The sequence below is a fragment of the Escherichia sp. 93.0816 genome, assembly GCF_013368855.2.
Lineage (GTDB): Bacteria > Pseudomonadota > Gammaproteobacteria > Enterobacterales > Enterobacteriaceae > Escherichia > Escherichia ruysiae.
Genome location: NZ_JABWNC020000001.1, coordinates 184,153 through 196,106, shown reverse-complemented (window position 1 = coordinate 196,106; position 11,954 = coordinate 184,153). Strand labels below are relative to the sequence as shown.

The following is an 11,954-nucleotide window of genomic DNA, read 5'->3' as shown; positions in this document are numbered from 1 at the left end:
TTTAATCGGTTAGATGTAGGAAGGCAGCTCCACGCATTCCGCCTGCATCACCGTGGCGCGCGCGTTCAATGCGCGGAACACGAGCTACAGGTAAGAGATGACGAGGCAGCCTGTCCGCCAGTTGCGTTGTGATTGCCGGGAAATTGGATAACCCACCGCCAATGACCACCAGATCAGGGTCAATAATGGTCAGGATGTTTCCCAGACAAACCGCTAATAGATCCAGATAACGCTCAACGTGCGCCCTTGCTTGCTCATCGCCTTGCTCATAAAGCGCAATAATTTCGGGAGCCTGCAACGGTTGATGATAATAGTGTTGATACAGCCACGCAAAACCGCGACCAGACAGATAATTTTCAATGCAGCCATGCTGACCACAGCCGCAGCGGCGTAACGGGAAATCAAGCCCCATCATGGTTAACGCATCGACCGGCAGACGCATATGACCAAACTCGCCGGTAATGTAGCTCTTACCCGTCACCGCTTTACCGTTGAATACCAGTCCACCGCCAACGCCAGTACCGAGAATTAACCCCATCACCAGCGGATATTGAGTAAATTCATCATCCCAGGCTTCAGAAAGGGCAAAACAGTTAGCGTCATTATCAAGTCGCACATCGCGCTCAAGACGTGCTCTCAGGTCGGCACGCAGCGGTTTACCACTGGCGGCGGGGACATTGGCGGCATACAGCGTGCCATCTTCTGTTTCTGGCATTCCCGGAATACCGATGCCGACAGAACCTTTACAGCCAAAACGCTGGTCAGCTTCGGCTACCAGCTCGCACACTGCATCTAAAAATGCGTCATAGCTGTCACGCGGGGTCGGCACCCGCTTTTCCCACTGCAACTGCCGACTGCTATCAAACACACCTAGCGCAATTTTTGTTCCACCAATATCAAACCCGTAATACATTGCCGCTCCTTGTTTTAATGTACTGCCTTTACTGGCCGCTAAGGACTCGCGCAGGGTCAATATTGCTGGCGCGCCGCGCCGGATACCAACTTGCCAAAAGACTCAGCAACAATGCTGTGACCAGTACGTAGAAGACATCCAGCCAGTGCAATTCCGATGGCAGGAAGTCAATAAAATAAATGTCACTGGAGAGGAACTGATGACCGATCAGCTTTTCAATCCACTCGATAATCGGAGTGAGTTGCAGCGAAACCACCACGCCGATAATCACACCACACAGGCTGCCGAACAACCCAGCCAGCAATCCATACCAGACAAAAATGGCGCGAATTAAACCGTCTTTCGCGCCCAGCGTTCTTAATACTGCGATATCGCCACTCTTGTCTTTTACCGCCATCACTAAAGTGGAGACGATGTTGAAACAGGCCACGCCAATCACCAGTACCATCGCCAGATACATAATGGCGCGGATCATCTGGATATCACGATACATATAGCCGTAAGTGCCGATCCAGCTCTTGATATAAACATAGCTATTGGTCACTTCGCCTGCGTCACGTACCAGTTTGTTGGCGTTAAAAACATCCGTCATTTTAAGGGCAATACCTGACACACTGGAACCCATATCAAGATATTGTTGGGCATCCGCCAGCGGGATCATGGCAAAACTGTGATCGAGTTGACCGCTCAGCTGCAAAATTCCGGCAATTTGCAAGCGCACTCGTTTTGGTTGCATCAGTTTATGCTCAGGATTCGAATTTGGGATCATGATCGACACCCAATCGCCCTGCTTCACTTTTAACGCATCCGCTACGCCTTTGCCGATAATAATCTGCTGCTCACCGGCTTTAAAATTGTTCCAGGCATCGCCCTGGACAAACGAGGGCAGCGCACTTAGGCGCTGTTCCTGTTGCGGATCAACCCCTTTTACCTGAAGCGCGCGCAGATTTGCTCCGCTTTCCACCAGCCCCGTGAAATTGATATACGGCGCAGCGGCGGCAATACCTGGCACTTTTTGCACGTTATTCAGTGCTTCCTGCCAGTTAGTCCACGGCTGATCCACCGCTTCAATTTCGCCATGCGGTACTACCGCCAGAATGCGGTTATTCAGTTCACGCTCAAAGCCGTTCATCGCGCTTAAGCCGACGATCAGTACCGCCACGCCAAGTGCAATGCCAATGGTAGAAATGACGGAGATCAGCGACACCATGCCGCCACGCCGCCGTCCGCGACTAAAACGCAGGCCAATTAATAACGATAAAGGCATCGCCATTACTCCGCCCCCATCAGGCTCAGTTCCGCCGTCAGACGACCATCACGCATTTCTAACTGGCGGCTCATACGTTTCGCCAGTTGCAGGTCGTGAGTGACCACCAGGAAGGCGGTGCCCTGCAAACGATTCAACTCCCCAAGCAACTGGAAGATGCTGTCGGCGTTACGTGCGTCAAGGTTACCAGTAGGTTCATCCGCCAGTACCAGACGCGGGTTATTGACCAGCGCACGGGCAATCGCCACACGCTGACGTTCGCCGCCGGAAAGTTCGGATGGACGGTGATTCGCGCGATGCTCCAGCCCCACCGCTTTTAACATCTCCAGCGCACGGCTGTTGATTTCAGCGGGCTTTTTCTTGCCAATCAGCAGCGGCATAGCCACGTTTTCCAACGCTGTAAAATCCGGCAGCAGGTGGTGAAACTGATAAATAAAGCCCAGCTTCTGGTTGCGCAGTTCTGCTTTCGCTGCCGACGACAGCTTGCTCATCGGCTGACCGTTAAAAATCACATCGCCGGAAGTTGGCGTATCCAGCCCACCCAGCAAGTGCAGCAAGGTGCTTTTGCCAGAACCAGAGCTACCGACGATAGCCATCATTTCGCCTTCGCCCACGCTGAAACTGACATTGTGCAGCACGTCGGTTTGCACACTGCCTTCCTGATAGCGTTTGCACAGGTTGTCGCATTGCAACAGGATCTTATTCATAACGTAAAGCCTCAGCGGGTTGAGTGGCGGCAGCGCGCCAGGAAGGGTAAAGCGTAGAAAGCAGCGCGATAGCCATCGCCACCAGCGCAATAATAATGACCTGTAAAGGTTCGATAGCGACCGGCAGCGCCGCGCCATCAAGCAGGACGCCGATTATCGGCATCAGATTATTCAACTGGCTGGCAAGCAGCGCACCAAGCGCCGCGCCCAGGATCGCACCAATAATTCCGGCGCTGGCACCCTGTACCATAAAGACCATCATGATTTGTCGCGGAGTTAAACCTTGCGTTTGCAGGATTGCCACTTCGCCCTGCTTCTCCATCACCATCAGCCCCAGCGAGGTAATAATGTTAAACGCCGCAACGGCGACAATCAGGCTCAGCAGCAAGCCCATCATATTTTTTTCCATGCGCACGGCCTGGAACAGCTCACCTTTACGGTCGCGCCAGTCCTGCCATTTACTGCCTTCTGGCAGTTTTTGCTGGCTTAACGAGTCCACTTTCAGCGGCTCATCCAGCCACAGACGCCAGCCGGTGATATTGCCTGCCGGATAACGCATCAGACGCGAGGCATCCTCAATATTCACCAGCATTTCATAGCCGTCGACTTCACTGTTAGCGGCAAAAGTACCAATCACATTGAACAGGCGCTGACTTGGAATACGCCCCATCGGCGTGAACTGGCTGGCAGAAGGCACCATCACGCGGATTTGATCACCGCGATTAACGCCCAACTGTGAAGCAAGCTGTTCACCGAGGATGACATTATATTTCCCCGGCTCGAGGTCGGCTTGCTTCACATTGACCAGATACGGGGTTAGCGGATCTTTTTGCGCCGGCTCGATACCCAGCATGACGCCTACCGCCACGCTGCGTGCGCTTTGCAGCACCACATCACCAGTAGTGATAGGCGCAACGCGATTTACGCCGTCCAGTTTGACTGCCGTTTCCGGGAGTTTCTGCGGGTTAAGAGAGCCCTGCTCCGAAGAGAGGATCGCCTGCGGCATCAGGCCAAGGATGTTGTTTTGCAGTTCGCGCTCAAAGCCGTTCATCACTGACAATACCGTGACCAGTGCCATCACCCCGAGGGTAATGCCAATGGTAGAAAGCCAGGAGACGAAACGACCGAAGCGATCCGCTGCACGCCCACGCATGTAACGCAGGCCAATAAATAGAGCGACAGGTTGGTACATGAAATCCGTCTGGTTGCTGTTAGCAAAGACACGAGTATATAAGCGAAAGCAGGATGGGTAAACGCCTGAACTGTAAGTGATCATCAGGGCTAATCTGAAAAGCATCAGTAAATCAATCGGCTAAAGGGTCTCATTTTCTCATCGGCCTTGTGGCCTGATCTTTATCTGAAAAATAACCAAATACAGACAGATACGCATTACACCACGCGCCTCGCCCCGCAGGATCAACAGCATGTTAAATAAAAGAGCGTGTTGTTCTGATGAAACAAAAAGAACTATGGATTAACCAGATCAAAGGGTTATGCATCTGTCTGGTGGTGGTTTATCACTCGGTAATCACCTTTTACCCGCATCTGACCACTTTTCAGCATCCGTTATCGGAAGTACTGAGTAAATGCTGGATCTATTTCAATCTTTACCTTGCGCCCTTCCGTATGCCGGTTTTTTTCTTTATCTCCGGCTATTTGATTCGCCGCTATATCGACAGTGTGCCGTGGGGAAATTGTCTCGATAAACGCATCTGGAGCATCTTCTGGGTGCTGGCGCTTTGGGGCGTGGTGCAGTGGCTGGCGCTAAGCGCACTGAATCAGTGGCTGGCACCTGAGCGCGATTTAAGCAATGCCTCCAATGCCGCTTATGCCGATTCCACCGGTGAGTTCCTGCACGGGATGCTCACCGCCAGCACCAGCTTGTGGTATCTGTACGCTTTAATTGTCTATTTCGTGATATGTAAAATTTTTAATCGCCAGGCTCTGCCGTTATTCGCCCTGTTTGTACTGATGAGTGTGGCTGTTAATTTCGTTCCCACGCCGTGGTGGGGAATGAACAGTGTGATCCGCAATTTGCCTTATTACAGCCTTGGCGCATGGTTTGGCGCAACATTAATGACCTGTGTTAAAGAAGTACCGTTGCGCCGCCATATGCTGATGTTTTCGCTGCTGGCCGTTCTGGCGGTCGGTGCCTGGTTGTTTAACGTGTCGCTACTCCTGTCGCTGGTATCGATTGTGGTGATCATGAAGCTGTTTTATCAGTACGAGCAACGTTTCGGTATGCGCTCCTCCGGCCTGCTGAATGTGATTGGCTCCAACACCATTGCCATCTACACCACCCATCGCATTCTGGTAGAGATATTCAGCTTGAGTCTGATTCCGCAAATGAACGCGGCGCGCTGGTCGCCGCAACTCGAACTGACGCTCCTGCTGGTTTACCCCTTTGTCAGTTTGTTGATTTGTACTGTTGCTGGCTTGCTGGTACGCAAAATTTCACAACGCGCATTCAGCGATCTGTTGTTCTCCCCGCCTTCTCTGCCTGCAACCAGTTATTCTCGCTAAGCCATCGCCCCAGCCGGGGCGATTCAATTTGCTAAACCATGGCGATTACGGATAATGAACAGCATTGCTTATCAGAGATATGCCCCCATATGTTGAGGCATATCCTAACGAGAATCTGACAACCGTTATGCCTGAACAATATCGTTATACGCTGCCCGTCAAAGCGGGTGAACAGCGTCTGCTGGGCGAGTTAACCGGCGCTGCCTGTGCGACGCTGGTAGCGGAAATTGCCGAACGTCACGCCGGACCGGTGGTGCTCATTGCACCAGATATGCAAAATGCTCTGCGTTTGCATGATGAAATCAGCCAGTTCACCGACCATATGGTGATGAATCTGGCAGACTGGGAAACCCTCCCTTACGACAGTTTTTCGCCTCATCAGGATATTATCTCCTCGCGTCTTTCCACCCTTTACCAGTTACCAACGATGCAACGTGGCGTACTGATTGTTCCGGTGAATACGCTTATGCAGCGCGTTTGCCCGCACAGTTTTCTCCACGGTCATGCGCTGGTGATGAAAAAAGGTCAGCGGTTATCGCGCGATGCCTTGCGTACGCAGCTGGACAGCGCCGGTTATCGCCATGTTGATCAGGTGATGGAGCATGGTGAATACGCCACGCGCGGCGCATTGCTGGACCTCTTCCCGATGGGGAGTGAGCTGCCTTATCGTCTTGATTTCTTTGATGATGAAATCGACAGCCTGCGAGTATTTGATGTCGATAGCCAGCGTACGCTGGAGGAAGTTGAAGCTATCAACCTGCTGCCCGCGCACGAATTTCCGACCGATAAAGCAGCAATTGAACTGTTCCGCAGTCAGTGGCGCGATTCTTTCGAAGTAAAACGCGATCCGGAACATATTTATCAGCAAGTGAGCAAAGGCACATTGCCTGCCGGGATCGAGTACTGGCAACCGCTATTCTTCAGCGAACCGTTGCCGCCACTGTTCAGTTATTTCCCTGCCAATACATTGCTGGTGAATACTGGCGATCTGGAAAACAGTGCCGAACGTTTCCAGGCTGACACGCTGGCGCGTTTCGAGAATCGCGGCGTCGATCCGATGCGTCCACTGCTGCCGCCACAATCGCTCTGGCTGCGGGTCGATGAACTGTTCTCAGAGCTGAAAAACTGGCCGCGTGTACAGCTAAAAAATGAACATTTACCGACAAAAGCAGCGAATGCCAATTTAGGCTTTCAGAAACTGCCAGACCTTGCCGTTCAGGCGCAGCAAAAAGCCCCGCTGGATGCGCTGCGTAAATTTCTTGAATCTTTCGACGGCCCGGTGGTGTTCTCGGTAGAAAGTGAAGGTCGCCGTGAAGCACTCGGTGAACTGCTCGCCCGTATTAAAATTGCTCCGCAACGCATTATGCGCCTCGATGAGGCCAGCGACCGTGGGCGTTATCTGATGATTGGCGCTGCCGAACATGGTTTTGTCGATACGGTGCGTAATCTGGCACTGATTTGCGAAAGCGATCTGCTCGGTGAACGCGTTGCCCGTCGTCGTCAGGATTCTCGCCGCGCCATCAACCCCGATACACTGATCCGCAACCTCGCGGAACTGCATATTGGTCAGCCGGTGGTGCATCTGGAGCACGGTGTCGGGCGCTATGCCGGAATGACCACGCTGGAAGCTGGCGGCATTACCGGCGAGTATCTGATGCTCACCTATGCCAACGACGCCAAACTGTATGTTCCGGTGTCGTCGCTGCATCTGATTAGCCGTTACGCGGGTGGTGCAGAAGAAAATGCCCCGCTGCATAAACTTGGCGGCGATGCGTGGTCACGCGCTCGGCAGAAAGCGGCAGAAAAAGTGCGTGATGTGGCGGCGGAATTGCTGGATATCTACGCTCAACGCGCCGCCAAAGAGGGGTTCGCGTTTAAACACGATCGTGAGCAATATCAATTGTTCTGCGACAGCTTCCCGTTCGAAACCACGCCGGATCAGGCGCAGGCCATTAATGCGGTGCTTAGCGACATGTGTCAGCCGCTGGCAATGGATCGTCTGGTATGCGGCGATGTTGGCTTTGGTAAAACAGAAGTAGCGATGCGCGCCGCTTTCCTGGCGGTAGAGAACCACAAGCAGGTGGCGGTGCTGGTGCCAACAACTCTGCTCGCGCAGCAGCATTACGACAACTTCCGCGACCGTTTCGCCAACTGGCCGGTACGCATCGAAATGATCTCCCGTTTCCGCAGCGCCAAAGAGCAGACGCAAATCCTTACGGAAGTGGCGGAAGGGAAAATCGATATTCTGATCGGTACGCACAAACTGCTGCAAAGTGACGTCAAGTTTAAAGATTTAGGCCTGCTGATTGTCGATGAAGAACACCGCTTCGGGGTGCGTCATAAAGAGCGCATTAAAGCGATGCGCGCGAACGTGGATATTCTGACACTTACCGCAACGCCGATCCCACGTACGCTGAATATGGCAATGAGCGGAATGCGCGATCTGTCGATTATCGCCACGCCGCCCGCCCGTCGTCTGGCAGTTAAAACGTTTGTCCGTGAGTACGACAGTCTGGTGGTCAGAGAGGCTGTCCTGCGTGAAATTCTGCGCGGGGGACAGGTTTATTATCTCTACAATGATGTGGAAAACATCCAGAAAGCCGCCGAACGGCTGGCGGAACTGGTGCCAGAAGCGCGGATTGCCATCGGTCACGGGCAGATGCGCGAACGCGAACTGGAACGGGTGATGAATGATTTCCATCATCAGCGTTTTAACGTGCTGGTTTGTACCACGATTATCGAAACCGGGATCGACATCCCTACCGCCAACACCATTATTATTGAACGCGCTGATCACTTCGGTCTGGCGCAACTACACCAGCTGCGTGGCCGCGTCGGACGTTCGCATCACCAGGCATATGCATGGCTGCTGACGCCGCATCCGAAAGCGATGACTACCGATGCGCAAAAACGTCTCGAAGCGATTGCGTCTCTGGAAGACCTTGGCGCGGGCTTTGCGCTGGCAACGCACGATCTGGAGATTCGCGGTGCCGGTGAACTGCTCGGCGAAGAACAAAGTGGTTCGATGGAAACTATCGGTTTCTCGCTGTATATGGAGTTGCTGGAAAACGCCGTCGATGCACTGAAAGCCGGACGCGAGCCGTCGCTCGAAGATCTCACCAGCCAGCAAACGGAAGTCGAACTGCGGATGCCGTCGCTGTTGCCGGATGACTTCATTCCTGATGTAAATACCCGTCTGTCGTTCTATAAACGTATTGCCAGCGCCAAAACGGAAAGCGAACTGGAAGAGATCAAAGTCGAACTTATCGATCGCTTCGGTCTGCTGCCAGATCCGGCTCGAACCCTGCTGGATATTGCCCGTCTGCGTCAGCAAGCGCAGAAGCTGGGGATCAGGAAGCTGGAAGGGAATGAGAAAGGCGGCGTGATCGAATTTGCCGAGAAGAATCACGTGAATCCGGCCTGGCTGATTGGTTTACTGCAAAAACAGCCGCAGCACTATCGTCTTGATGGTCCGACGCGCCTGAAATTTATTCAGGATTTGAGCGAGCGGAAAAAACGTATCGAATGGGTGCGCCAGTTTATGCGTGAACTGGAAGAGAACGCGATCGCATAATGGCAAATCGGGGGCGTTTCTGCGCCCCCATCCCCAACATTTACAAATTCTTTGCACTTCCCTGCACTATCCGACACTGCCACCATCCATAATTCAGACTTATCTTTTTATTACAATAACCTTATATTTATTATGGATTTTTGGTGATGATCAAAACGCGTTTTTCTCGCTGGCTAACGTTTTTTACGTTCGCCGCTGCCGTGGCTCTGGCGCTACCGGCAAAAGCCAACACCTGGCCGCTACCGCCAGCGGGTAGTCGTCTGGTTGGCGAAAACAAATTTCATGTGGTGGAAAACGATGGTGGTTCGCTGGAAGCTATCGCGAAAAAATATAACGTCGGTTTCCTCGCTCTGTTACAGGCTAATCCCGGCATTGATCCGTATGTACCGCGCGCAGGCAGTGTGTTAACCATTCCATTGCAAACTTTACTGCCAGACGCGCCGCGTGAAGGCATTGTGATCAACATTGCGGAGTTGCGTCTCTATTACTACCCACCGGGCAAAAATTCGGTGACCGTGTACCCCATCGGCATTGGTCAGTTGGGGGGTGACACGCTGACGCCGACAATGGTGACGACCGTTTCGGACAAGCGTGCAAACCCAACCTGGACGCCGACGGCAAACATCCGCGCCCGTTATAAAGCCCAGGGGATTGAGCTTCCACCAGTCATTCCGGCAGGACCGGATAACCCGATGGGTCATCATGCGATTCGTCTGGCGGCCTATGGCGGTGTCTATTTGCTTCACGGTACGAACGCCGATTTCGGTATTGGTATGCGGGTAAGTTCTGGCTGCATCCGTTTGCGAGATGACGATATCAAAACACTTTTCAGCCAGGTCAGCCCCGGCACCAAAGTGAATATTATCAACACGCCGATTAAAGTCTCCGCCGAACCAAACGGCGCACGTCTGGTGGAAGTGCATCAGCCGCTGTCAGAGAAGATAGATGACGATCCGCAATTGTTGCCGATTACGCTCAACAGTACGATGCAGGCATTTAAAAATGCTGCGCAAACTGACGCCGAAGTGATGCAGCGCGTAATGGACGTGCGTTCCGGAATGCCGGTTGATGTGCGCCGTCATCAAGTGAATCAACAGACGCTGTAAATCGCGAGCAAAAAAATCCCCGCAGCACAGGGTGTTGCGGGGAAAAAGCAGCAATAACAGGCATTAATGAGGGTTAATGCTTATTTATAAATTACTGCCGTTCCGTGGAGGGTATTCGGACCGGTTACTGAAGTAATACGGAAAGATTTAGCACCCATCTCATCCGCTTTTTGTGCCAGCTGTTCTTCCAGCGATCCCAGATTTGTCCCCGCGTTAGCACTGATAGTACCCACTTTTTGTTGACCTTCCGGTGTTGCCTGAACTTCAACAGCCGCAAAGCTGGCAAATGATATGGAGCTTAAAATCGCAGCAGCGATGAGGGTTTTCACGTTTTTCATAATAGTGACCTTATGCAGATGAATGGCGTCGCAAGCAATTACTTAACGATCGATAACTAAATGATAGATGTGATCTGGATCACATACAAGATGTTTTTTATAACATTCATTAATTAAATTAAAATTCTTTAAATTTCAGTTAAATAGAGGGCAATTATTTTTCTGGCTTCTGGACTGGTGAACAGAAGTGATTATTTTTATAATAACCATTCATTCACAGCTAAAAGGTACAACGGCATCATGGCAACTGACTCAACACATTGTGTAAAAAAAAGCCGTGGTCGCCCAAAAGTGTTCGACAGGGAAGCCGCGCTTGATAAGGCCATGAAGTTGTTCTGGCAGCACGGTTATGAAGCTACTTCTCTTGCCGATCTCGTCGAAGCGACCGGAGCCAAAGCGCCAACGCTATACGCGGAGTTCACCAATAAAGAGGGATTATTCCGCGCCGTACTGGATCGCTATATCGACCGTTTTGCCGCAAAGCACGAAGCACAACTGTTTTGTGAAGAGAAAAGCGTGGAGTCTGCGCTGACTGACTATTTCGCTGCCATCGCCAACTGTTTTACCAGCAAAGACACCCCTGCTGGCTGCTTTATGATCAACAACTGCACCACGCTCTCCCCGGATTCAGGAGATATCGCCAATACGTTGAAATCACGCTACGCGATGCAAGAACGCACCTTGCAGCAGTTTTTATGTCAACGCCAGGCGCGCGGGGAAATCCCTGCCCACTGTGACGTGACGCATCTGGCGGAATTCCTTAACTGTATTATTCAGGGGATGTCGATCAGCGCCCGCGAAGGCGCATCGCTGGAAAAACTGATGCAGATTGCCCAAACCACTTTGCGTTTATGGCCCGAACTGGTGAAATAAAACGTAAAAAAAAGCCCCTCAGCCTGAGCGAATGAGGGGCTAAATTGCAGAGTACAGCCTTGTTATACTTTGTTATTCAGAATCAGTTGCCCGTTGTTATCTAATTGGATTTGTGTACCCGGATCGCGGTCCATGCGGATTTTGCCCTGCTGATCGCCAATCTTATAGGTCACATCATAACCGAGCATTTTTTCTGACTTGTCATACACCGTTTTACAACGCTGTTGGGTGGTGGTGTAAGTATCACGTTCCTGGAGAGAGCCCTGGATCTGGTTACCAGCATATCCACCACCAAGCGCCCCGACGACTGTAGCAACATCCTTACCGCGACCACCGCCAAACTGATGCCCTATCACCCCACCAGCCACAGCGCCCAGAACTGAACCAGCGATGCGATTTTCATCCTGCACCGGCCGGCGATGGGTCACTGTGACATTGCGGCACTCCTGGCGCGGTGTTTTAACTGTTTCCTTGATTGGGATTGCAGAAACAACCTGAGCGTATTGCGGGCCACGTTCAAACACGTTCAGGCTGGCCACTGCCGCTACGCCCAGCGCAGCCGCGACACCAATCCCGATACCCGCCAACATTGATTTATTCACGGGAACACCTCCTTCTTTGCAGTTATGTCAATCATGCAATCGAAGGGGTGA

General features: G+C 52.2%; 10 protein-coding genes. 4 read left to right on the top strand and 6 right to left on the bottom strand.

Annotated elements, in window-relative coordinates; genetic code table 11:
• Window position 1: 1 nt before the first annotated feature.
• From nagK to lolC, 4 genes are read right to left on the bottom strand one after another with little or no spacing between them, the layout of a single operon-like run.
• Complete coding sequence (gene nagK, locus HEM79_RS00955) at window positions 2-913, bottom strand: N-acetylglucosamine kinase (RefSeq protein ID WP_176241214.1); 912 nt, start codon at window positions 911-913, stop codon at window positions 2-4.
• Window positions 914-941: 28 nt separating this feature from the next.
• Entirely contained in the window at window positions 942-2,186 is a 1,245-nt protein-coding gene (lolE, locus tag HEM79_RS00950; RefSeq protein ID WP_176241215.1) for a lipoprotein-releasing ABC transporter permease subunit LolE, read from the bottom strand.
• Window positions 2,186-2,887, bottom strand: coding sequence for a lipoprotein-releasing ABC transporter ATP-binding protein LolD (gene lolD, locus HEM79_RS00945; protein WP_001033695.1), 702 nt, complete (start codon window positions 2,885-2,887; stop codon window positions 2,186-2,188). The genes lolE and lolD overlap by 1 nt, the downstream gene beginning before the upstream one ends.
• Window positions 2,880-4,079 carry a lipoprotein-releasing ABC transporter permease subunit LolC gene (gene lolC, locus HEM79_RS00940; RefSeq protein ID WP_176241298.1) on the bottom strand — a complete coding sequence of 400 codons (1,200 nt, stop codon included), beginning with the start codon at window positions 4,077-4,079 and terminating at the stop codon, window positions 2,880-2,882. Before lolC ends, lolD begins: the two co-directional genes overlap by 8 nt.
• 260 nt (window positions 4,080-4,339) lie before the next feature.
• Here lolC and HEM79_RS00935 point away from each other — a divergent pair, with 260 nt between their 5' ends.
• From HEM79_RS00935 to ldtC, 3 genes are all read left to right on the top strand, one after another.
• Window positions 4,340-5,410 carry an acyltransferase family protein gene (locus tag HEM79_RS00935; protein ID WP_176241216.1) on the top strand — a complete coding sequence of 357 codons (1,071 nt, stop codon included), beginning with the start codon at window positions 4,340-4,342 and terminating at the stop codon, window positions 5,408-5,410.
• 127 nt (window positions 5,411-5,537) lie between these two features.
• Window positions 5,538-8,984 (top strand): transcription-repair coupling factor, encoded by a 3,447-nt coding sequence (mfd, locus tag HEM79_RS00930; RefSeq protein WP_176241217.1) that lies wholly within the window; start codon window positions 5,538-5,540, stop codon window positions 8,982-8,984.
• 143 nt (window positions 8,985-9,127) lie between these two features.
• Window positions 9,128-10,090: a L,D-transpeptidase LdtC gene (ldtC, locus tag HEM79_RS00925; protein ID WP_176241218.1), complete on the top strand. Its 963-nt coding sequence runs from the start codon at window positions 9,128-9,130 to the stop codon at window positions 10,088-10,090.
• Window positions 10,091-10,170: 80 nt separating this feature from the next.
• Here ldtC and bhsA read toward each other — a convergent pair whose 3' ends face one another.
• Window positions 10,171-10,428 carry a multiple stress resistance protein BhsA gene (bhsA, locus tag HEM79_RS00920; protein ID WP_000800144.1) on the bottom strand — a complete coding sequence of 86 codons (258 nt, stop codon included), beginning with the start codon at window positions 10,426-10,428 and terminating at the stop codon, window positions 10,171-10,173.
• Window positions 10,429-10,668: 240 nt separating this feature from the next.
• On the opposite strand from bhsA, the gene comR reads away from it, so the two are divergent.
• Window positions 10,669-11,301, top strand: a complete 633-nt coding sequence (gene comR / locus HEM79_RS00915; protein WP_176241219.1) for a TetR family copper-responsive transcriptional repressor ComR — start codon at window positions 10,669-10,671, stop codon at window positions 11,299-11,301.
• A gap of 62 nt (window positions 11,302-11,363) precedes the next feature.
• On the opposite strand, the gene HEM79_RS00910 is transcribed toward comR, so the two are convergent.
• Complete coding sequence (locus HEM79_RS00910) at window positions 11,364-11,903, bottom strand: glycine zipper 2TM domain-containing protein (protein WP_010350841.1); 540 nt, start codon at window positions 11,901-11,903, stop codon at window positions 11,364-11,366.
• Window positions 11,904-11,954 lie beyond the last annotated feature (51 nt).